The sequence below is a fragment of the Acidovorax sp. M2(2025) genome (genome assembly GCF_049330835.1).
In the GTDB taxonomy this organism is placed as follows: Bacteria; Pseudomonadota; Gammaproteobacteria; order Burkholderiales; family Burkholderiaceae_C; genus Acidovorax.
Genome location: NZ_CP186262.1, coordinates 3453633 through 3476197, shown reverse-complemented (window position 1 = coordinate 3476197; position 22565 = coordinate 3453633). Strand labels below are relative to the sequence as shown.

Annotated in this window: 17 protein-coding genes; 4 read left to right on the top strand and 13 right to left on the bottom strand. The window is 68.7% G+C overall.

What is annotated here, in order from left to right; all coding sequences use genetic code 11:
- Positions 1-13: 13 nt before the first annotated feature.
- Positions 14-367 (top strand): PepSY domain-containing protein, encoded by a 354-nt coding sequence (locus ACOYR3_RS16065; RefSeq protein WP_422843327.1) that lies wholly within the window; start codon positions 14-16, stop codon positions 365-367.
- A 63-nt stretch (positions 368-430) separates the two neighbouring features.
- On the opposite strand, the gene ACOYR3_RS16060 is transcribed toward ACOYR3_RS16065, so the two are convergent.
- Positions 431-1378, bottom strand: a complete 948-nt coding sequence (locus ACOYR3_RS16060) for a LysR substrate-binding domain-containing protein (protein ID WP_422843326.1) — start codon at positions 1376-1378, stop codon at positions 431-433.
- A gap of 193 nt (positions 1379-1571) precedes the next feature.
- Here ACOYR3_RS16060 and ACOYR3_RS16055 point away from each other — a divergent pair, with 193 nt between their 5' ends.
- The 3 genes from ACOYR3_RS16055 to ACOYR3_RS16045 all read left to right on the top strand — a co-directional run bounded on the left by ACOYR3_RS16055 (position 1572) and on the right by ACOYR3_RS16045 (position 4294).
- Entirely contained in the window at positions 1572-2468 is an 897-nt protein-coding gene (locus tag ACOYR3_RS16055; protein WP_422843325.1) for a twin-arginine translocation signal domain-containing protein, read from the top strand.
- Positions 2469-2517: 49 nt separating this feature from the next.
- Positions 2518-3633 carry an ABC transporter substrate-binding protein gene (locus ACOYR3_RS16050; protein WP_422843324.1) on the top strand — a complete coding sequence of 372 codons (1116 nt, stop codon included), beginning with the start codon at positions 2518-2520 and terminating at the stop codon, positions 3631-3633.
- Positions 3634-3715: 82 nt separating this feature from the next.
- Positions 3716-4294 (top strand): DoxX family protein, encoded by a 579-nt coding sequence (locus tag ACOYR3_RS16045; protein WP_422843323.1) that lies wholly within the window; start codon positions 3716-3718, stop codon positions 4292-4294.
- Between the two features lie 148 nt (positions 4295-4442).
- Here the strand turns inward: ACOYR3_RS16045 and ACOYR3_RS16040 are convergent, their stop codons facing one another.
- From ACOYR3_RS16040 to ACOYR3_RS15985, 12 genes are all read right to left on the bottom strand, one after another.
- Positions 4443-5411, bottom strand: coding sequence for a porin (locus ACOYR3_RS16040; RefSeq protein ID WP_422843322.1), 969 nt, complete (start codon positions 5409-5411; stop codon positions 4443-4445).
- A 305-nt stretch (positions 5412-5716) separates the two neighbouring features.
- On the bottom strand, positions 5717-7894 hold the full coding sequence (locus ACOYR3_RS16035) for a TonB-dependent siderophore receptor (protein WP_422843321.1): 2178 nt from the start codon (positions 7892-7894) through the stop codon (positions 5717-5719).
- A 58-nt stretch (positions 7895-7952) separates the two neighbouring features.
- Positions 7953-10082: a TonB-dependent siderophore receptor gene (locus ACOYR3_RS16030; RefSeq protein WP_422843320.1), complete on the bottom strand. Its 2130-nt coding sequence runs from the start codon at positions 10080-10082 to the stop codon at positions 7953-7955.
- A gap of 113 nt (positions 10083-10195) precedes the next feature.
- Entirely contained in the window at positions 10196-10918 is a 723-nt protein-coding gene (locus ACOYR3_RS16025; RefSeq protein ID WP_422843319.1) for a DUF4198 domain-containing protein, read from the bottom strand.
- Between the two features lie 170 nt (positions 10919-11088).
- Positions 11089-13338, bottom strand: a complete 2250-nt coding sequence (locus ACOYR3_RS16020) for a TonB-dependent receptor (protein WP_422843318.1) — start codon at positions 13336-13338, stop codon at positions 11089-11091.
- Positions 13339-13369: 31 nt separating this feature from the next.
- Positions 13370-13618, bottom strand: coding sequence for a hypothetical protein (locus ACOYR3_RS16015; protein ID WP_422843317.1), 249 nt, complete (start codon positions 13616-13618; stop codon positions 13370-13372).
- Positions 13615-14817 (bottom strand): PepSY-associated TM helix domain-containing protein, encoded by a 1203-nt coding sequence (locus ACOYR3_RS16010; protein ID WP_422843316.1) that lies wholly within the window; start codon positions 14815-14817, stop codon positions 13615-13617. Before ACOYR3_RS16010 ends, ACOYR3_RS16015 begins: the two co-directional genes overlap by 4 nt.
- Before the next feature lie 351 nt (positions 14818-15168).
- Positions 15169-17310, bottom strand: a complete 2142-nt coding sequence (locus ACOYR3_RS16005; RefSeq protein WP_422843315.1) for a TonB-dependent siderophore receptor — start codon at positions 17308-17310, stop codon at positions 15169-15171.
- A gap of 134 nt (positions 17311-17444) precedes the next feature.
- Positions 17445-19613 carry a TonB-dependent receptor gene (locus tag ACOYR3_RS16000; RefSeq protein ID WP_422843314.1) on the bottom strand — a complete coding sequence of 723 codons (2169 nt, stop codon included), beginning with the start codon at positions 19611-19613 and terminating at the stop codon, positions 17445-17447.
- A gap of 206 nt (positions 19614-19819) precedes the next feature.
- On the bottom strand, positions 19820-20152 hold the full coding sequence (locus ACOYR3_RS15995) for a DUF3325 domain-containing protein (protein WP_422843313.1): 333 nt from the start codon (positions 20150-20152) through the stop codon (positions 19820-19822).
- A 3-nt stretch (positions 20153-20155) separates the two neighbouring features.
- Positions 20156-21856 carry a PepSY-associated TM helix domain-containing protein gene (locus tag ACOYR3_RS15990; RefSeq protein ID WP_422843312.1) on the bottom strand — a complete coding sequence of 567 codons (1701 nt, stop codon included), beginning with the start codon at positions 21854-21856 and terminating at the stop codon, positions 20156-20158.
- Positions 21853-22164, bottom strand: a complete 312-nt coding sequence (locus ACOYR3_RS15985) for a DUF3649 domain-containing protein (RefSeq protein WP_422843311.1) — start codon at positions 22162-22164, stop codon at positions 21853-21855. Before ACOYR3_RS15985 ends, ACOYR3_RS15990 begins: the two co-directional genes overlap by 4 nt.
- Positions 22165-22565: the final 401 nt, after the last annotated feature.

Sequence of the window (22565 nt, the reverse complement as noted above, 5' to 3'; positions counted from 1 at the left end):
ACCGGAGGTGCCTGTGGGCCGAATCGTTCCCTTTTCTCTTGGAGCCGCCGCGCTGGCGGCATCGGCGCTGGCGTTGCCGTCCGCCTGGGCGGCCGGTGCCGAAAAAACCGCCGCGCAGCCGCCGGCAGCCGCGCCGGGCTTCAGCCGCGAGCGGCTGGAGGACGCGTGCACCACCGAGCCCCGCAGCGAATGGCTGCCCGAGGCGGAAATGCGGCTGCTGGCCGAGTTCCGCGGCTACAAGATCGTGACGTTCAAGATCGCCAAGGGCAACTGCTACGAGGTCTACGGATTCAAGGGCGGGCAGATGGTGGAGGCGTATTTCCACCCCGTCACCTCCAAGCTCGTGCGGCAGAACATCGCCAAATAGCCACGGGCGGCGCCTGGGCCGATCGCCGGGCGCAGCCCGGTGTGGGCGACCGGCACCGCGAACTCACGGGCCCCGGTGCGCAGCCACCGGGGCCATCTCCCGCAGCAGGTCTACAAAGGCGCGCACCTTGGCGGGCCTGAAACGCGCCGTGGGAAACACGGCATGGATGCCGCCCAGGGGCAGCACCCACTGCGGCAGCACCTGGACCAGCCGCCCGGTGGCCAGGTCCTCGGCCACGGCATAGTCCGGCAGCACGGAGAGCCCTGCGCCGTAGCGCACCGCCTCGCGCACCGCCAGCGTGGCGTCCATCGACATCACGGCGTGCACCGAGACGCTCTGGCGTTCCCGTTCGCCCCGCGAGAAGCTCCAGTGCGTGGGGTCGCGCAACGCGGTATTGGCCACGAACGGAAGCTCGGCCACGCCCTGGGGGTCGTCCAGCGCGTCCACGGAGCCCCTCCACGCCGGTGCGGCGACCAGCAGCTGCCGGAATGCGCCAATCTGCCGGGACTGCACCCCCGCGTCCGTCAACCACCCCACGCGGATCGCCAGCTCCACCTGGCCGGACATCACGTCGAGCGACTGGTCGGTCAGGATCGCGTCCACCTTGCACTGCGGATAGCGGCGCGTGAACTCGGTGATGGCCGGCACGATGGTCGTGATGCCGTAATCCAGCGCCGCCGTCAGCCGCAGCGTGCCGGACGGCTCCGCCACCCGTTCCCCCAGTTCGTCGAACGCGTCGTGCGCTTCCTTCAGGATCAAGGCGCAGCGCTCGTGGAACACCTTGCCTGCCTCCGTGGCCGTCACACGGCGCGTGGTGCGCGTGAGCAGCGTGGTGCGGAATTCCTGCTCCAGCCGCGCCACCTGCTGGCTGACCACGGCCTTGGTGATGCCCAGCCGTTCGGCGGCCGCCGTGAAACTGCCCGTTTCGACCACCGCCGCGAAATACGCCATGCGCTTGAGGTTGGCGAGGTGGCTGGCGCCGGATTCCTCGGTATTGTTTGCTTTTGCCATACAGATTATCTGTCTTGGTGGTATTTATTTGTCAATGCGGGGTGCCTACCATCCTTGCATCGAATCCATCGGATCCCGCCAGAGCCCCAGAACACGCGAGCGCGCGGCCTCCCACCCGCGCCTTCCTGCACCCGGCGGCCAGCGCCTTCTCCTCCTTCCCCCCCCCCACCTTCTTTTTGCACCGAGGCCCCTCATGATGACCCGCAGAGACTTCGTCCAAACCGCCGCCGCAGCCGGCGCCGCCACCGCCCTGTCGGGCTGCGCCACCACGCCAGCCGCCGCACCACTGCAATGGAAGCACTTCCCGGCCGGCGAGAAGGGGTTCTTCCGCGCACCCGTGCTGCTCTCGGGCGCCAAGGAGGCCATCCTCATTGACGGCGGTTTCTCGCTGCCCGACGGCCGGGCCGTGGCCGAGGCGATCAAGGCATCGGGCAAGACGCTGACCACCATCTACATCAGCCAGAGCGACCCCGACTACTACTTCAGCCTGGCGCCGATCCAGGCCGCCTTCCCGGCCGCCCGGGTCCTTGCGGCCTCCGACACCATCGCGGCCATCCGCGCCAACGTGCAAAAGAAGATCGACACCTGGGCTCCGCAGCTCAAGGAGAACGGCCCGCAGACACTGGCCGACATCGTCTTCCCGGCGCCTTTCGACGGCCCCTCGCTGAGCCTGGAAGGCAACGTGATCGAGATCGTCAAGGCACGCGATCTGGGCGCGCGCCGCTACCTGTGGGTGCCGTCGCTGAACGCCGTGTTTGGCGGCGTGCTGGTCTTCTCGGGCCTGCACGTGTGGACGGCGGACACCGCGACGCCCGCTTTGCGCGCGGCCTGGGTCAGGAACCTGGACGCCATCGCCGCACGCAAGCCATCCGTGGTGGTGCCGGGCCACCTGTCGGCCACGGGCGCGCTGGACGTTTCGGCCGTGGCGTACACCCGCGACTACCTGCTGGCCTTCGAAGAAGAGGTGGCCAAGGCTGCCAATGGCGATGCCTTGATCGCCGCCATGAACCGGCGCTACCCCAACGCGGGCCTGGCGGCCGCACTGCAGATCGGTGCCAAGGTCGCCAAGGGCGAGATGAAGTGGGGTTGACCGAACCCTGCCATTGCTTAACTGTTTCCGTTGACCTTGAAAGAAAAATATGAAGATTCGTACCCCTTTGCGCCTGACTTGCCTGGCTTTCGCCATTGCGGCCTCCGGCTTCTCGCTCCAGGCCCAGGCGCAGCAGGCCCAGCCGCCGCAGGCGGCCGCAGCCGTCGAGCGTGATGGCGCAGGCCAGTCGCTGGACGACCTGTACCAGGCTGCCCTCAAGGAAGGCGGCCAACTGACCGTGTACGCCGGTGGCGATGAGGTAACCCAGGGCTTTGGCATCAAGTCCAACTTCGAGCGCCGCTTTCCGGGCATGAAGATCAACATCGTGGTCGACCTGAGCAAGTACCACGATGCGCGCATCGAAGAGCAACTGCTGCGCAAGAACCTGGAAGTGGACGTGGCGCACCTGCAGACGCTGCACGATTTCGACAACTGGGCCGCCCGCGGGCTGCTGCTGCCCTACAAGCCCATCGGCTGGGACCAGATCCCCGCGGCCTACAAGGACCCGGCGGGCCGCTTCACCGGCCTGTTCATGCTGACCTTCGCCAACAGCTACAACAAGAACTACGTGTCGGCAGAGAACGCACCGCGCGATTATTCGGACTTCCTCAAGCCCGAGTTCAAGGACCGCATCATCATCGCGTACCCCAACGATGACGACGCCGTGCTGTACATGTTCGACAAGATCATCCAGAAGTACGGCATTGACTTCATCGACAAGCTCAAGGCCAATGGCGTGCAATGGGTGCGCGGCACGCAGACCCCGCGCGACGCCGTGGAAGCCGGCAAGTACGCTGTTTCGACCGGCACGTCGGGCAGCTTCGTTCCGGTGGAGTCGTCGGCGCTGCGCTTCGTGCTGCCCAAGAACGACCCCTTCCTCACCTGGGCGCAGACCGGTGCGATCTTCAAGGATGCCAAGCACCCGAACGCGGCCAAGCTGTACATGAGCTGGCAGCTGTCGCTGCCGGTGGCCTCCAACCCGCGGCAGTTCCCCATCCGCAAGGACGTGGCGCCGCTGCCAGGCTTCCAGACCATCGACCACTACAACACCAGTCCCGAGGACTTCTTGGCGTTCATGCGGGACCGTGCCCGTGTGGAGCGTCTCAAGAGCCTCTTCGAGCGCCTGGTCGGGCCCGTCCAGGGCATCTCTCCGCTGAAGGACTGATCCTCCCTGCTGTTGTGCCCGCGAGCTGCTTGAATGCGCTGCGGTGCACTGCATCCCTTCTTTCACGCCTGCGAGGCACCTTATGCGCAACCCTCTTGATTTCAGTGTTCCCAAAGAAAGCCTGGTCATTCCGGCGCTGGCCGGCATGTATGAGAAGTTTGCCCAGCCCCTCGGCTGGCTCCTGCTGCGGCTGGCCGTGGGCGGCTGGCTGCTGCACGAAGGCTGGCCGAAGATCCTGAACCCCATGGGCCAGGTGCAGTTTGTCGAGATGATCGGCTTTCACCCCGGCTGGCTGTTCTCGCCCTTGCTGGCCGTGATGCAGGTCGTCGGCGGCATTGCGCTGATCCTGGGGCTGCTGACGCGGCCCTTTGCGTTGGCCAATGCGGTCATGCTGTTCGTGACCGTTTGGTTCCACTTTCACTACCCCTACAACGCCCAGCCGCTGCTGAGCAGCGTGGGCCTGGAGGCACTCAAGGCGCACCCGGAGTTCCTCACACCCAACGGCGCGAAGCGGCTCATGGACGGGGGTGTCGTATTCACCAATCTCCTGCAGGACAAGGCGGTCCAGCTGTCCAGCCTCTGGGCCTTCGGCAGCCTGTTCTTTGCGGCCTTTGGTGGCGGCATCTGGTCGGTCGACCGGCTGCTGAAGAAGTCGTTCTGAACCCGGGCGCAGTCCAGCTAGGGCGCGCTGCGGGATTCGCTGCGATATGACGGTATGAAAAAGGGGCCTTGCATCCGCGCAGGATGCAAGGCCCCTTGGCGTTGGGCTCCGCCGCTGGCCCGTCAGGGCTGCAGCGGGCGCAGCGCCATCAGAAGTTGTGGCGTACACCCACGGCGAACGAGCTGAAGTCGCTGCCGGCGGCCGAGACGCCGTAGTTGGCGGCCTGGCTGTTGTTGATGCGGGTGTAGTACGTGTAGATCTTGGTGCGCTTGCTCAGGTTGTAGTTGTAGCCCAGGGTGTACTGGGTGGCGGCGCTGTTGCTCACGTTGGCGTAGCTGCCGGCGCGGCCCACGTTCACGTGGAATTCCGACACGCCCATGATGTAGGCGGCCGACAGGCGCAGGTTGTTGCGGCTGCCGCCGTTGGCGATGTAGACGTTCTTGTCGCGCTGCACATAGGCGCCCAGCACGAAGGGGCCGGTGGAGTACGAGGCACGCACTGCAAACTGGTTCTGGTCGCCCAGCTTGGAGTAGCCAGCGCCCAGGCCCAGTGCGCCCACTTCATAGTTGGCGGCCAGGTCGATGCTGTTCTTGCCGCCCGCGCCGCTGGGCTGTTCGTGCATGGCCCAGCCGGCTTCAAAGGTTGCGCCACCCAGGCTCGGGGTGCGGTAGGCGATCTTGTTGACGTCCCGCGCCGGGTAGGCGTACAGGGCGTCGGCCGACGAGCCGGTGTCGTGGTTGTGGTTGCTGATGAAGTCGGCCGTGGCGTAGTACGACTCCGACGTGAAGTTGCCCAGGCGCACCATGCCGAAGCCGCCGGAGAGGTTCACTTCGCTCTGGCGGGCAAAGACGCCGCGCGAATCGGTCGCGCCGGAGCTGGAGTCAAAGCCGCTTTCCAGCTGGAAGCCAGCCTTCAGGCCGCCGCCCAGGTCTTCCACGCCCTTGAAGCCGAAGCGCGAGGAGTTGTTGAACAAGCCCGTTTTGGAAACGTCGCCGTCTTTCTGGCGCTCGAACGTGGTGTTGATACGGCCATACAGCGTGACGCTGCTTTGTGCAAAGGCAGCCGACGTACCGATCAAGGCCAGCGCAGCGAGGGCGCAGCGGTTCATTGTTTTCATTCGCGAGGTTTCCTTAGATCAAATTGTGTTTGATGACAAATCATCACAGGCCGGCGCGCGTTTGGGTAACGCCCGGGGCCCATTGCTGAAGCAAATTCGGTGCCTATGGTGATGATTCGTTGCACTTTGCAACGCCCAGGCATGCTACTAGCGACTGAATGTGACCGCCACAGGGTCAAACACCTTTCGTGTCCTGGAATGTTGCTTGTGGGCAACAACCAGGACGAGCGGCCTGCAGGCAGGCAAGCAAGCCCTTTGCATGCCTGCCGCCGCTCCGCGCCCCCAGCGAAAGGGTAAACACGTTCTCAGAAACGGTAAGTCGATGTCAGCGTGTAGGTGCGCGCCTGGCCGTAGAAGCAGTCCCCGCGCGCCAGGCACTGGGTGATGTGCACCTTGTCCGCCAGATTGGCCACGTTGAACGCCACGCGCCAGTCGCCTGCGTCATAGGCCACCATGGCATCGGCCAGGGTGGCGGCCGGGGTGGTGATGGCCGAATTGCCGCTCCACTGCGAACCCGTGTAGCGCAGGCCCGCACCCACCGTCCAGCCGCCGCGCCCGGTGCTGGCAAAGCGGTGGCTCACCCAGGCGGATGCCGTGTGCCGCGGCGTGCTGGGCACGGGCGTGCCCTGGTCGCCCGCATTGCTGCGGCTGATCTTGGCGTCGGTGAAGGCGTACGCCAGGGTGAAGTCCCACTGCCGCGCCAGGCTGGCCTGCACCTCGGCCTCCAGGCCGCGCACCTTCACCTCGCCGATCTGCAGGCTGTTGAGCGGGTTGCCGGGGTCGCTGGTCTTGCGGTTCTTCTCGCGCAGCTGGTAGACGGCGGCAAAAGCGGCGATGCCGCGGCCCGGGGGCTGCCACTTCACGCCGGCCTCCCACTGCTCGCCGCGCTGGGGTTTGAAGGGCGTGCCGTAGAAGTCGGCGCCGCCGAGGGGCTGGAAGGATTCGGAGTAGCCGATATACGGCGCCCACCCGCCATCCATCTGGTACGTGACGCCGGCGCGCTTGGTCCAAGCCTTGTCGTCCGCGGCGGCGGCAGGGCGGCCTTCGGTGTCACTCTGGGCGTTGTCATGGCGCAGGCCCAGTGTGGCGGTCCAGCGCCCCCATTTGATCTGGTCCTGGGCGTAGAAGCCCAGCTGGCGCTGCTCCACGCTGGGCATGCGTGCCAGGGCCGATGCCGATGGTGGCGTGAAACTGCCGTACACGGGGTTGTAGACGTCGATGGAGGGCGCCACCGCGCGCCAGCTTTGCTGGCCCCAGTGGTTGCGCTGCGCATCGAGGCCGCCCAGCACGGTGTGCTCGGTGTCGCTCCAGCGCAGCTTGCCTTCGACCTGCGTGTCTATCAGCAGCATGCGCGCATTGCCCAGCGTCCACGAGGCATCGCGCAGCACGGTGCGGTTGTCGGCGTTGAACACGGGCCGTGCGGGGCGGCCCAGCGCTGCGTTGGCGGTGAAGCTGGTGTACAGCGTGCGGTAGTCCACGTCGCTCAAGCTGCGGCGCAGGTTTTGGCGCACGGTCCAGGCGTTGTCGATCTGGTGGCTGAAGAGGTAGCCCCAGGAGGTGCTTTCGGAGTTGTAGCGGTCCCAGCCCGGTTCGCTGATGAAGGTGCTGGTGGGGATCCGCCCGTAGTTGTTGGGCAGCTGCGTGCCTTGCCACGGGAAGAATCCGATCAACGATCCGCTTTTGTCCTTCTGGTGTGCGAGTTGCAGCGTGAGCGAGGTGGCGGCGCTGGGCTTCCAGGTCACGGTGGGGGCGATCACCACGCGGTCGTCGGGCACATGGTCCACCTGCGTGCCGCTGTCGCGGCCCACCGCCACCAGGCGGTAGAGCCAATCACCGTCCTGCGTGAGCTTGCCGGTCATGTCGGCGGCGATCTGCTTGCGTGCGTGGTTGCCCAGCTGTACCTGCACTTCGCGCATCGGCTCGGCCTGCGGGCGCTTGCTGGTGAGGTTGAGCACGCCGCCCACGCTGCCCTGGCCGTACAGCACCGACGACGGGCCGCGCAGAAACTCGACACGCTCCAGTGTGTACGGGTCGGGCCGGGTGTCGTTCCAGTAGCCGATGAAGCGGACCATGCCGTCCAGGTACTGCGTCACGTCGCCGCCGCGTGCCTTGAAGGTGTCCTGGCGGCTGTCGAAATAGTTGGACACTGCACCCGCGGTGTACGCCGTCACCTGCCGCAAGGTCTGCACGCCCTGGGCTTCCATCTGGTCGCGCGTCACCACGCTGATGGCTTGCGGGGTTTCGATGAGCGGGGTGTCGGTCTTGGTGGCCGAGAGCGCCCGCTTGGCCACGAAGCCGGTGACCGGCGCGGTGGGGTTCTCCGGCTCCGCGCCGGCGCTCACGGTGACGGGGGCCAGGGCCTTGTCGGCGGCGGGGGCGGCGGTGTTCTCCGGCGCAGCGGGCTGGGCCTGCGCGGCGCTGCACAGGGCGAGCAGGGCGGCCTGCGCGATGGCGGTGCGGCAGGCGGTGGTGCCAGGTTTCATGGTGCGGTCTCTCCGATCGTTGAAATAAAAGAAAGGGGGCTTGCGCCGCAGTGCGCGCTCAGAAGGCGTAGTCCAGCGACACCTGCAGGCTGCGCGGCTGACCGGGCGTGACGGAGCCAAAGCCTGCGGCCGTGGTGGTGCCGTCGATGTAGTAGCGGCGGTTGGCGGCGTTCTTCAGGTTGGCCTGCAGCCGCACGCCCCCGGCGAACTGGTAGCCCACGGCCAGGTCCACCACGGTGTAGCCGGGCAGGCGCCACAGGTTGTCGTTGGCGGTGAACTTGTCGCCCTGGTGCACCAGGCCGCCGCCCACCCACAAGCCCGGCAACTGCGGCAGGCGGTACTGCGTCCACAGCGATGCGGTGCGGCGCGTGGCCAGCGCGACGCGGTGGCCCACATTGGCGCCGGCCGTGGTGTCGGCCTGCACCTTCGGGTCATGGAGGCTGGCCTGGGCCGTGACCGTCCAGGCCGGCGTGATGCGGCCCTGCAGCTCCAGCTCCACGCCCCGGATGCGCTGGCGCGCCGTCAGCACCGAGTAGCCGGTGTGCGCGGGGTCGGTGGCGGGTGCGTTGGTCAGCGTGAGGTCGAAGGCCGACACGGTGGTCATCAGGCGCCGGCCCAGCCACTCCTGCTTCCAGCCCACTTCGAGCTGTTTGCCCTCGGACGGCGGCGCGGCGCGGTCGCCCCACAGCAGCGTGCCGGTGTTGGCCTGGAACGAGCGCGCATGGCTGGCGTAGAGCATGCTGCCCGGGTGCGGCTCCCAGCTCAGGGCGGCGCTGGGCTGGGTCTTGCTCACGTCGGTGACCGGTGCCGTGTAGGCGTCCTTGAAGCGGTCGTGGCGCAGGCCCAGCAGCAGGCCGAAGTCGCCCCAGGCCAGGCGGTCCTGCACGAACACGCCGGTGTTGCGCGCGTCCGACGACAGCCGCGCCACGCCCGCGGCCGGCACGGGCGCCACCAGGCCCGCCACGGGGTTGTACAGGTCGATGGGCCCCAGGTTGCCCGTGGCGCGTGCGCCGTAGACGCCCTGGATCGCCCGCCAGTCCAGCCCGGCCAGCAGCGTGTGCCGCACGGGCCCGGTCTGCGCCTGCGCGCGCAGTTCCGCCAGCGCGGTGTCGGAGGTGTAGTCCTGCCCCGGCGCCAGCCAGTAGCCGCGGGCCACGCGGCCGTTGGTGACGGGGCCCAGCGGCGAGGGCAGGTTCACGTTGCGGAAGGTCTCGTTGCGCGAGAGGTGCACCCGGCCCTCCAGGCCGTCGGCAAAGCGGTGCTGCAGCTCGGTGGAGTAAAAGCGCAGGTGGCCGTCGGTGGCAAGCCAGGGCTCGCCGTAGAACGCGCCCACGGGCAGGGCATCGGCACTGCGCGGGTTCTTGGGGTCGGGCACCGCCAGCCCGGCGGTGGAGGTGCCGTCGATGCCCTGGTACTCGGCCTGTGCGCGCCACACGGTGCCGGGCGCGAGCTGCCATTCCAGGCTGCCCGCAAGGCCCTGCTTGCGGGGCGTGTTGCCGTCCACAAAACTGCCGCCCCGGCTGGCGCCGCCGTCCAGCCGGTAGCGCAGCGTGCCCTCGGCGTTGAGCGGGCCGGTCAGGTCGAACTCGCCGCTGCGCCAGCCGTGGCTGCCTGCGCCGATCTTCACGGTGCGCAGCGCGTCGGCCTGGGGCCGCTTGCTCACATAGTTGACGAGGCCGCCCGGCGCCACCTGGCCAAACTCCAGCGCGGCCGGGCCCTTGATGACTTCCACGCGCTCGATGTTGAACAGCGGAGGGTCCAGCAGGTGCACGAACTTCGCGCCGTCGCGCAGGTAGTTGTAGGTGTTGTTGGCCCACAGCCCGCGAATGGCGAACTGCGAGTACGAGCCGTAGTACTCGCTGCGTGACGAAACGCCCGAGGCGTTGCGCAGCACGTCGCGCTCGGTGGTGGCCATCTGCTGCTCCAGCAGTGCGCCGTCGATCACGCTCACCGAGCGTGGCGTCTCCAGCACGGACAGGCCCAGGCGCGAGCTGCTTTGCGTGCGCCGCGCGGGCGTGGCAGCGGCTCCGGCCGTGGAGTCCACCACGTCCACCTGGCGCAGGGAAGGCGCAGGCGCCTCGTCTTGTGCAGGGGGTGCGCCTGCGCCGGCCTGCGCCAGCACCGTGCTGCTCAAAGCCAGCAGTGCGGCGTGCGCCACGGCCGTTCGCAAAAATTTCGTCGGAGTCATTTTGCTATTAAATTGATAGCTGATTGCGCTTGTTTAGCAAGCGCTGGAGGCCAATTTTGTTGAAACATTGGTGCCGGGCGCCGCGCCGGTCTGCGGGGGCCGAGGCGGGGCGCTCAGTGCGCCTTCGGAGGCGCCGGCAGGTCGGGCGAAGCCATGCCGTCGGCCAGCACAAAGCTCAGCGTGGTCACGTAGCTGGCTTCGCCGTATTTCTCGCCGCGCGCTTCGCCGGGCGTCTTGTCGCTGTGCTTCACCTCGGCCACGTACTGGCCCTTCCACGGCATGGCGAAGGTCACCGTGCCGTCGTCCCCCGCCTCGGCCTCGCGCGTCCAGCCCGAGGGTGCTGCCAGCTGCACCTTGGCCTTGGGCAGCGGCGCGCCCTGGTAGACCACCTTGAACTCGCCGGGCTTGCCGGTGGGGACCAGGTCCAGCGGAGCGGTGGGCGCGACGGGCTTGGCCAGGCTGGCCACCCAGCGGGCTGAGGGCTGCCAGACCATGGGGGGCAGATTGCGCTTGCTGCGGTCGATCAGCGGGTAGGTGGCGGCGGCGAACAGCGTGTCGGGCGTGCCGGCCACGGCGTAGTGAAAGCCGTCCTTGCCCCGCTGGCCTTCCACGCGCTGTGCGGCGGCGCCGGTGCGCTGCTCCAGGGCGGGCACGCCCTGGAACTGGTCCAGCCGGCCGGGCGAAGTCTCGCGCAGGTTCTCGTTGAATTCGCCGAAGTGCAGGCGGGCCTGGCCAGCCGCGTTTTCCAGCCACACCTGGTGGGCTTGGGCGGTGGCGGCGGCCGTGATGGTTGCCGCTGCGATCAGGGCGGTCTTGAGGTGCAAAGACGAAGACATGGCAGTTTCCTTTCGGGAGTTCTCAACAAAAATGGCGGACACAGCGCGGCGCACCCTGCGGGTTGCAGGGCGGCATCACGGTGCGAAAGGGGTTGGCTGCCTACGCCCGGTGGTCAGGCGACGGGTGGCTGGTTGCCGGGCGGCTGGCTGAACGCACCGCCCGGATGGCGTCAGAAATCGACGCTGGCGCTCAAAGAGATCGTGCGCGGCGCGCCCACCACCAGGTAGCCCGCGCCGGGGTAGCCGCCGGACGACGCCCAGTAGCTGCGGTTGGTGGCGTTGTCCATGCGGGCTCGCAATGTGACCAGGCGGCCCTGCACCTCGGTGAGGTAGCGCACACCCAGGTCCAGCCGGTTCCAGGCGGGCACTGCGATGGTGTTGGTGGCGTTGGCAACCACCGATCCGGTGTGCACCAGGCGGCCATCGACGGCCAGGCCGCTCACACCCGGAACGTCCCACTCGGCGCCGATGTTGGCTTGCAGCCTGGGCACGCCGATCACGCGGCGGCCGTCGGTGCTGGCGGCGCCCGTGTTCAACTGCTTGGCGTCCAGCCAGGTCAGGCCGCCCAGCACGCGCAGGCCCCGCGTGGCCTCGCCCTGCACGGCCAGCTCGATGCCCTGGTGGCGGTCCTTGCCGTTGCTGCGGAAGATGTTGTCAGCGCCCACATAGGCGCGCGGCTTGGTGGTGGAGAACAGCGCCACGCTGCCGCCGAAGCGGCCGCCATCGAACTTCACCCCCACTTCCTTTTGCTGGGCGACGTAGGGCGCCAGCATCTCGCCGCGGTTGGCGGCCGTGGAGGGCGCGGTCTGGCCCTGACTCAGGCCTTCCACATAGTTGCCGTACAGCGAGAAGCTCTTGTCCAGCTTGTAGACGGCGGCGAGCAGCGGGCTGGTGCGGCTCTGGTCGTAGCGGTCGGTCTGCACGGCGGTGCCGTAGGCGTAGTTGGCAATCTCCATCGCCTGGTGCCGCAGCCCGGCCGTGAGCAGCAGGCGCTTGTCCAGCAGTGACACCGTGTCGCCGATGGCAAAGCTGGTCAGGCGCGTGCTGCCGGTGCGGCGCGGGTCGGCCAGGTTGCCGCCGCGGATGGCGCTGGCGCTCAACGCTGGCAGCGGCGCGTACACGGGGTCGTACAGGTTGGTCGCCTGCGTGTTGCCGAAGTCCATGGCATACGCGTTCTTCTTCTCGGCGCTGAAGTGCGACGCCACCATGACCCATTCGTGGCCCACGCTGCCCGTCTGCAGCGTGCCGCGCAGGCCCAGATCGCCGGTGTCCACGCTGTCCTTGCGGGTGTTGTCGAAGCGGTAGGTGGTGCCCGCGCCGGTGGTGCTATCGGTCACCGTGAGGTTGGCCAGGGAGTTGGCCTCCGAACTGCGGCGCGCGCCCGCAGCCGCCCAGCCGGTCACATCCGGCGTGATGTCCCACTCGCCGCGCAGCGTGCCAAAGGTGTCGCGTTCGTTGGAATACGTCCAGGGCTGGGCGAAGTTGGCGCTGCCGTCCGGCGCCGCCGGCATCTGCGTGACGCCGGAGGCCAGCGTCACGTTGGTGCGCGTGCTTTGGAGCTTGTGGTCTTGCCAGCCGATGTCGCCCGACAGGCGCACGCTGCGGCCGCGCCAGTCCAGGCCCACGGCGGCCAGGCCCAGCTTCACGTCTTCATGGTTCACGGCCGTGCCGCCGTGGTGGGTGGCCGCGTTCACGCGGATGCCGGTGTCGCCGTCGGGGCCGAAGCGCCGCGCGACGTCGGCCGCCAGTTGCGTCTGGCCGCCGCTGGAGACGCCGAAGGTCACGCGGTTCAGGGGCTCGTTGGGGGCGCGCTTGGGCAGCAGGTTGATGCTGCCGCCAATGCCGCCGCCGTTGGGGCTGGCGCCATTCAAGAAGGCCGAGGCGCCGCGCAGCACTTCCACGCGCTCGAACAGCTCGGTGGCGATGTACTGGCGTGGCAGCAGGCTGTACAGGCCGTTGTAGGCGGTGTCGTCCGAATCCAGGATGAAGCCGCGGATGAAGTACGCCTCCTGGAAGTTGCCAAACCCGCGCGCCACGCGCACCGTGGGGTCGCTTTGCAGCACGTCACCCACGCTGCGTGCATGGCGGTCCTGGATGAACTCGTTGGTGTAGCTGGTGATGGAAAACGGCGTCTCCATCGCGTCCCGGGTGCCCAGCACGCCCGCGCGGCCGCCGCGCGCCACCTGGCCGCCGGCATACGCGGGCGAGAGGCCCTGGGCCGAGGCGTCGGCGCTGGCGTTCACGGTGACGGTGGAGAGGGATCTGGCCTCGCCCGCCGTGGGATTGACAGGCGCCTGCTGCGCATGCAGCACAGGGGTTGCCAGGGCCAGCGCCATCCAGGCTGCGCCCAGGGCAATGGGATGGGCTTGGAAGGCAGGGCGCAGCCGCGGGGCGGCGTGGGTCGGTGGAGCGCAACGCATGGTGAACAGAAAGTTGGAGGAAAACAAAAACTCAGCGGGGAGCGGAGGGCGCAGAGGCCGGGCCAGCGGAATCGGCTGCGTGGGTCGCAGAGGCTGCAGGCACCGGCGAGCGAGCCCAGCTGTACCAGCCCATCACCGCCACCGGCACACCCAGCGCCACCCACGACCACCAGTCGCCCCAGGTGTCGGACACCAGGGCCGTGAGCAGCCCGGTGGTGGTGAGCGCGCCCAGCACGATGGGCCAGCCCCACAGGCTCCAGAATGGGCTGGGCTTCTTCATGCGGCCCCCTCGGTCACGCGCGCGGCGCTCGGTGTGGGCACGGCGTCGCCATCCACACAGCCGTCCTGGGCCCTGGCGACGGGCTGCGCGGCGGTGCTGACGGCCTGCACGCCCTTTTTCAGCCACAGGTACAAGCCGCTGCCCAGCACCACAATGGTGGCGATGTCCAGCAGCGCCCAGAGGATCTTCATCGGCATGCCGCCGTAGTCGCCAAAGTGCAGCGGCTGCGACACCAGCAGCGCCGCCAGGTACCACGGCAGTTGGGGCGACGCGGTGACCTGCGCCGTGCGCGCATCCACCAGCACGGGTTGGAGCAGCTTGGACGTGAGCGGCTCGTTGCCGCGCAGGAAAAATGTGTTGTGGTGCGGGCTGGAGAACGCCGTGCCCGGGAACGCAATGAACGACAGCTTGGTGCCCGGCGCCTGAGCCTGTGCGGCCTCCAGCGCCTGCTGCAGCGGGCCGCGCTCGGCCACGGGCACGATGGGCAGGCCCTCATAGGGCTTGAGCAGCGCCGAGAGCTGGTCGTGCTGCCAGTACTTGATGAGCAGGTCGGCCCACGTGTTGATCATGCCCGTGCCACCCACCACAAACGCCCACACCAGCGTGACGATGCCCAGCAGGTTGTGCAGGTCCAGCCACTTCACGCGCGTGGACCGGTCGCGGCGCACCTCGCCGAACGCCAGCTTGCGCATGAAAGGCGCATACAGCACCACCCCGGTCACGATGGCCACCAGCAGCAGCAAGCCCATGAAGCCCAAAAACAGCTTGCCCGGCAGCCCCGCGAACAGGTCCACGTGCAGCTTGAACATCACGTACATGAAGCCTTCGTCGAACCGGGGCTGCGCCAGCACCTGGCCGGTACGGGCGTCCACCGCCACCGAGCGGAAGTCATCGGTGGGATCCGGTGTGGGCGTGAGCGTGACGAACCACACGTTGTCATCGTCCTCCGCATGCGATGCGAACTGCACCACGCGCTCGGGGTGCAAGGCCTGTGCGGTGGCCAGCACCTGGTCGAGGCTGGCACGCGGCGTGCCCCCGGGCAGGGTCGGCGCCTCCACCTCGGTGCCCAGCAGGTGGCCGATTTCGTGGTGGAAGATCAGCGGCAGGCCGGTGAGGCACAGCAGCAGCATGAAGACGGTGCACACCAGGCTGGACCACTTGTGGGTCCAGCTCCAGCGGCGCAGGGCGGTGGGGCTCATGGCAGGGCGTATGGGTGGCAACGGGTGCCTGCCGCTTGCAAACGTACCCACGCATGCGCAGGCTCCGTACCCCATGGGGGCACTGGGCGACCCGGGGCGGGCGCGCCGGGCAGGGACATGCGGGGGAAAGTCATCAAACCAGGCAACCGGGTTGTGGATACAACAGGGTGTGCTGGCTGCAGCCGGAACGTGGCTGTGGCTTGCAAAAACACAAGTTTACATTGCAAATGGGAATAGTTTGCATTCTTGTTGTAAAGCGAGCAGGGCATTGCAGGCTGGGCCCCGTTGCGGCGGACCTGCGGCCCCTGCCCGCGGGGAGGGCGGGCCTCGCCCGGTGGCCCCCACCCTGCCTCAATACCGCGCCTTGAGCGCCAGCGTCACGCGCCGTGGCTCGCCGTAGAAGTTCTGCCGCGAGACGCTCGACACCTTTTCGTAGTAGGTCTTGTCCAGCAGGTTGTCCACCGAGAGGTTCAGCGATACGTGGTCGTTGATCTGGTAGCCCACCTGGGCGCTCAGCAGCGCGTAGCCGGGTGCGTTGATGCGCAGCGTGCCGCTTTGTGCAAAGAACTTGCTGCGCCACGACACGCCACCCCCCACGCTCCAGCCGCGCAGCGCGGGGCTGGTGAAGGCGTGGCGGGTGAACAGGTTCAGGCTGTGGCGCGGCGTGATGGGGCTGAACACCTGGCCTTGCTGCGCTGCGGGCGCCTGGAGGTAGCGCGTGTCGTTGTAGGCATAGCCCGCCACGATGTCCCATCCGGGGCGGGGCTGGCCGCTGACTTCGGCCTCGAAGCCCTGCGCACGCACCTTGCCGCCCGGGAGGGATGCGCCCGCGACCACCGGGTCCGCGATGGCGCGGTTCTCTTCGATGATGCGGAACAGTGCTGCGTGGGCCTGCAGCCGCTTTTGCAGGAGTTCGCCCTTCACGCCCAGCTCGACCTGCTTGCCCGTGCGCGGCTCGAGCAGTTGCTTGGCCGCGTTGAGCTGGCTTTGCACCACGAAGGTCTCGGCATAGCTCGCATATGCCGTGTACTGCGAGTGAAAGTCCCACATCAGCGCGACGGAGGGCACGAACTGGCGCCCCGGGTCGGCCGTGGAGGTGGCCGCGCCGTCGCTGGTGCGGCGCGTCACGGCCTCGGCCCAGGCCATGCGGCCGCCCGCCAGCAGCTTCACGGTGTCGGCCAACCCGATCTGCGACTGGCCGTACAGCGCCTTCTCGCGCCTGGTGACGATGGAGCTGAAGCCCGGCAGCGTGATGGCGGGGTAGGGCTGGTCGTACTGGGGCTGCAGCAGGTTGAAGGGGCGGCTGGGTCCGTAGGCGAAGTTGCCATCCCAGCTCTTGCCCTCGTTGTAGCTCGCACCCACCAGCAGCTTGTGGGGGCGGCCCGCCGCCTGCACCGGCGTGGCCAGGAAGAGGTCGTAGTTGCGGGTGCGCACGCGGAAGTCTCCGTCCACGGTTTCCATGGTGAAGCTGCCGTTGGCGGCCAAGGCGCTGTTGGCGCGCGCCGACCGGTAGAACTGCGTGCGGTCGATGTCGCGTGCCGACAGGCGCACCAGGCCGCCGCCGTCCAGGCGGTGCTCCAGCTCGGCGAACACGTCGGTCGTGTCCAGGTCCTGCTGGTTGCCGCGCAGCCCGGCGAAGGCGCCGCGCGGCAGGTCGGCCAGGCGGCCGTCCGCATAGGCGGGCAGGCCCTGGTCGACGGTAGCGCGCACGCGCTGCTGTGCAGCGCCCACGGACAGCGTGGTGGCGGGGGTGAGGTCCCACTCCAGCGTGCCGTAGCCCAGGCGCTTGTGGTTGAAAAGGGTGTCGACGTAGCTGTCCTTGTCTTCCGCCACCGCGACGGCGCGCGCGCGGATGGTGCCCTCGGCATTGAGGCCGCCGCCCACGTCCACCACGCCACGGCGCAGGCCGAACGAGCCCACCGCCGCGTCGGCACTCAGCGCCAGCCTGGACGGCGCGCGTTTGCGCACCAGGTTCACGGTGCCGCCGGGTTCGCTGGCGCCCTGCAGCAGGCCGGTGGGGCCGCGCAGCACCTCGATGTGGTCGTACACGGCCGTGTCCAGCATGCCGTAGTTGCCCTGCGGGATGGGCACGCCGTCGTGCTGGATGGAGCCCAGGTCGAATCCGCGCGACTGGAAGGTGTTGAAGTTGCCCGCGCCGTCGTAGCGCGTGACGGTCATGCCGGTGCTCAACTTCACCGCTTCTTCCACCCGCGTGAGGTTGCGGTCGTCCAGCTGCTGGCGCGTGATGACGCTGAGGGACTGCGGTGTCTCGCGCGGCGCCTGGGGCATCTTGCCCACGCTGACTTCGCGGGCCGTGTACTGGCCGGAGCCCTCGGTGGCGTTGCTGTCGGCGCCGTCGGTCACCTTCACTTCGGGCAGGGCGGCCGCGGCCGCGGCCACAGGGGCGGGGGCTGTCTGTGTCTGCGCCTGGGCCTGGACTGCGGCCAGCGTGGCCAGCAGCGAGACGGCCACGGCCAATGGGTGCATTTGCATGGTGCTTCTCCTCCTTGGTGTCGAAGTTTGCTATTGTTTCGATAGCTGTTAGCGCTTTGCAGTAAAGCGCTAGAGGGCTAAAAGGCTTGAAATTTTTGGTGTGCCTGAGAGGCTGGCTGTCCGGGCAAGCGGCGTCAGAACCGCGTGCGCAGCGTTACCTGCACCGCGCGCGGCGAGCCCGGCAGGATCAGGTTGTCGTTGCTGCCGTGGGCCGACACGTAGTACTTGCGGTTGGCGAGGTTCTTCACGTTCACGTCCACGTCCCACTGGCCCAGCGTGTACTGCAGGGCTGCGTCCAGCGTGGTGTAGGCGGGCAGGGTGACCAGGTTCGTCAGCGAGGTGAAGCGCGCGCCCACGTAGTTCACGCCGCCGCCCACGCGCAGGCCGTGGCCCAGGTCCTTCATGGCCCACAGGAACGCCGAGTTGCGCGGCGTGAGTGCGGGCACCTTGCCTTGCGCGGGAACGTTGGCGGTGGGCAGCTGCAGCGAGCCGGTGGTGGCCAGGGATTGCGTCATGCGGCCGTCCAGCCAGGCATAGCCTGCGCTCACGTCCCAGCGGCCGGGCAGGCGGCCGTTGGCCGTCAGCTCCAGGCCGTTGGTGCGTTGCGTGCCCACGTTGATCTGGCGCGAGGGGTTGGCCGGGTCGGTGTTCTTGATGTTGCTGCGCTCCAGGTTGAACAGCGCGCCGGTCACGTTCAGGCGGCCATCGAGCAGGTCGAGCTTGACGCCGATTTCCTTGTTCTCGGTGATCTCGGGCTCGGCGCCGGTGTTGTTGGTGGCCAGGGCAAACGCCTCGGCCGAAGGCTGGAACGACTTGCTGTACGACACGTAGTACGACACCGACTCGCTGGGCTGCCACACCAGGCCCGCGCGGGGGCTGAGCTTCTTGTCGGTGCGCGAGAGGGCGCTGAGCTTGCGGTCGAACGTGGTCTCTTGCCCGAACACGTCGTAGCGCGCGCCCACCAGTGCCTTCCACTGCGGGGCCAGCGTGATCTGGTTTTGCCAGTACAGCGCGGCCGTGTCCTGCGTGGTGTGGCTGGGGATGGCACCGTCGGCGTTGTAGTTGGCGGCCGGGATGGCCGGGGCGGGGCGGTTGTTGGGGTTGAAGATCGGCACGCGGTCCGCACCGCCCGCAACGGACTCGGCGCGTTTCTTCTGCTGGCCCAGTTCCACGCCCATCAGCCACTCTTGCTGCAAGCCGCCCAGCTGGTTGCGCCAGGTCACGTCGGTCTGGTTGAAGAAGCCCTTTTCGTCGCGCAGGATGAACGAGCGCGTGCGGCCCACGGTGAGGTTCACCGGGTCGGTGGTGCCGCCGGGCAGGGTGTTGTAGCGGTCCAGCGTGTAGTCGTACACGCGCGTGACATTGCGCACCGACCAGTCGTCGTTGAACCGGTGGTTCAGCGTGGCCGCGAACGACTGCATGGTGCTGGTGGTGGTGTCGTCCTGCGCGGCGTTGCTGGAGCCGTAGTAGGTGCTGGCGGGCACGTTGACGGGGCGGCCATTGAGCGCGGGGATGCCGAAGTCCGTCAGGCGTTTGTCGCGTGCGTTGGTGTACTGCAGCAGCAGGTCGGTCTGCGCGGCGAGCTTGAGCGCGAGTGAGGGGGCGAAGTTGTGGCGCTTGACGAACTGCTGGTCGCGGTAGCTGCCCGAGTCCTCGACGGCGGCATTGATGCGGAACGCGGCGGTGTCGCTGATGCCCACGTTTACGTCGGCCGTGGCGCGGCGCCAGGCGTAATTGCCCAGACCCAGCGATGCCTCGCCCGAGGTCTCGCCGAACCTGGGCTTCTTGGTCACGCGGTTGATGAGGCCGCCGGACGAGCCGCGCCCGTACAGCACGGCGGCGGGGCCCTTGAGGACCTCCACGCGGTCGATGTCGGCCAGGTCGCGGAAGTACAGCGCGTCGTCGCGCACGCCGTCCACAAACTGGTCGGCAATGGCCGTGAAGCCGCGGATCACCACCTGGTCGCGCTGTCCGTCGCCGTGGCTCATGGCCACGCCGGGCACGTTGCGCAGTGCGTCTTCCATCGAGCGCGCGCCCTGGTCGCGCAACAGCTGCTCGGGCACCACGTTCACGGCCTGGGGCACGTCGCGCAGCGGCGCGCTGCCCTTGGTGGCCGAGGTGCTGGCGGCAGGCGAATAGCCGTCGTCGCCGGTGGTGGACTGCACGGTGACTTCGCCCAGCGTCTGGGGCGTACCGGCCGGGGTGGCGTTTTGCGCCAGGGCCGTGCCGCAGAACGCGGCCAGCAAGGCGGCGGCCAGCGGGCGTAGCGATGGGGGTTGGTGGGTAGAAACGGATGCGTGCATGGTTTTTTCCTTCGGTGTGTGCGCAGCGCAGATACAAAACAAAAGCAGGAGAACAAGAGCAGCCCCCGCAGGCGGTGCCTCGCGCGGGCCGGCGGCCGGCCCTGGCGGGGACGCTTGCAAGCTGGAACGGAAACGGCTGGCGCGGGGCCAGGCAGGTGGTCGGCGGGTGGTCGGTGGGTGGCCGGTGGATGGCCGGCGGGGCGGCGCTACCCGCCCCAGGCCCGCACGAGCAGGCCCGCCACCAGGGCCGCGGCCCCCAGGGCCGGTGTGCGCCGCGGCTGCCAGGTCACGGCGGCCGTCACGGCCAGGGCGGCCACGCTGAGCGCCACGGCCCAGGTCGCCACGCCCAGCGAGGCGGGCACCTCCCCGGGCGGCCGCGCCGCCAGCCACAGCGACAGCGCCAGCAGCAGCCCGCCGGCGTGGCGCAGGTGCCTGCGGTGGTGCGCTGCGCCTTGGTGACCCAGCGCGTCCTCGTGGTGGCGGTCCATGCCCAGCGCGATGGCCGACCAGGCTGCATAGCAAAGCAGGAAGGCGGACATGGATCAGGCCCCCGAGGTCGAAACATCCGGCGCTGCGGCGAGCGCCGTCGGGGCCGCCGCGGCGCGCGCGGCCTTCTTTTGGGGCGCACGGCCGGGGCGCAGCCGCCACGACAGCCATCCCAGCAGCAGGCCCGTGGCCAGGAACGACAGGTCCATGCCCGCCCACACCCATTCACCGGCGGGCAGGGTCACGCCCAGGTGGGTGTGCGTGGTCAGTGCATTGATCACGGGCAATGCCGTCCACACCAGACCGGCGGCGCCCAGCGCCACCGACCAGCCCATGCGGCTGGGCCGCACCACCGTGCAGGCCAGCGCCCACAGCAGCGCGGCGCCCCAGGCACCAAAGAACCATGCCAGCTCCGCGTCGGCACGGCCCTCCAAGCCCACGGGAATCCAGCGGTTGGCCGCCAGGTACACGCCGCAGGCCAGCGGCAGGCCGGCCAGCGTGGCGATGTTGATAGCAGCCACCAGCCGTTCGCCAAAGGGCGCCACGGCGGGCGCGGCGCCAGCGGCTGCGGCGCCCCTGCGGCCGGTGGTTGCCTGGGCCTTGGCGCTGCGCTTGACCGACCACAGCACCATGCCCGTGGCGATCATCAGGCTGCCCAGCAGGCCGAAGCCGAACAGCGCCCAGCGCAAGCCCGGGCCGGCAAAGCGCGCCATGTGCAGGCCGTACAGCACGCCATAGGTGGTGGCGGCGGGGCCGGTGGCATCGGCATGGTCCAGCCATTGGCCCGTGGTGGCATCGAACAGCAGGCGGGGCGGGCGGTACTGCAGGCGGTCGCCATCGTGGCGGGCCACTTCGACCACCGCCCGGCCCTGGGCGTCGCGGCGGGCCTGCACGCTGCCGATGCGCCCGCCGTGCCAGCGTGCGCTGGCTTGCGCCAGGATGGGCGCGAGCACCATGGGCGGCAGCGGCGCAAGCTTGTCGGTCGCGCCCCGGCGCACGCGGCTGTCGGCTTTTTCGCCCTGCAGGTCGGCAAAGTAGGCGTTGGAATCCACGCCTTTGCCGGTCTTGTACGCCGTGGCGATGCCGGCCGGCAGGTACAGCGTGTGGAAGATCATCAGCCCGCTGAAGGTGATCATCAGATAGAACGGCAACACCAGCACGCCCGTGACGTTGTGCGCGTCCATCCAGGCGCGCTGCCCGCCCTTGGCGGGGCGGAAGGTGAAGAAGTCCTTGAAGATGCGGCGGTGCGTGACCACGCCGGTGATCAGCGCCACGAACATCAGCATCGTGGCCACGCCCACCACCCAGCGCCCCTGCAGGGCCCAGCGGCCTTTCTGGGCCGTGCGCAGTTCAAAGTGAAAGCGGTAGAAGAACTCGCCGCCCAGGGTCTTGCGGGCGTCCACGGGTTCGCCGGTCTGCGGGTTCATGCGCAGCGTTTCAAAGCGGCCGTTCGCCTGGTCGCGCCACAAGAGGTTCACCGCCGGGTCGCGCTCGTCGGGCAGGTGCATGATCCATTGCGTCACGTTGGGCGCCTGGCGCACCAGCGCGTCCAGCGACTTCTGGGCCACGTCGGCGCCCGGGGCGGGCAGGCCGTGCATTTCGGGCTGCATCCACAGGTTGAATTCGTTCTTGAAGAACGACAGCGTGCCGGTAAGGAAGATCGCAAACAGCAGCCAGCCCAGGACCAGCCCCGCCCATGTGTGCAGCCATGACATGGCCTGCCGCAGGCCTTCGCGCTGGAGGTGTGCGGCGGTCATGGCGCGCTCCCGGCCAGCCACTGCGGTGCCATGGCGCCGGCGCCCAGCACCAGCGCGGGCAGCAGCGTGCCGCACCACGCGCCCCAGGCGGTCCGCGCATAGAAGGCCCAGCCTGCCGCCAGGGCATAGGCCACCCAGGCCAGCATGGTGGCCGTGAGCACCGCCTCCACGCGGGGCATGGCCGGCTGGAGCGCCAGCGAGCCCGCGGCCGCGAACGCTGCGGCCAGGGCATAGCCGCCGGCCGCGGCCGCCGCCGTGCGCGACGCCACCGCGAGGCGGTAGCGCCAGTCCACGCGGGCGGTCTTCATGAACGCGGCTCCGGCAAGGCCGCGCAGGCGGGCAACCCGTTGCGGCGGCTGTGTGCCGGGCGCGAGGGGCGGGGCGCGGATTCCGCGCGGCAGGGGCTGGCAGTGCGCAGCATCAGTCAAGGCTCCAGGCTGGGGTACGGTGGACGTACTGCGCTGGCTGCAGCGGCCTGGGCGGCCCGGCTGACTGGCTGGCTACGGTGAAAGGGGGCAACGGCGGGGCTTGAACAGATTCTTAGCCCAGCGGTTTGCGGGAATTGTACTTTTGTTGAGAAGCATTCGCATTTGAAAACAGCAAGGCGCGACCCCAAGTGATGTGCAGGTGCAACAAACGTGTGGGCTTGCTTCCGCGGCGGGGCGAAAAAAAGCGGGCCGAAGCCCGCCGTGGTGCTGGTGGCAGTGCG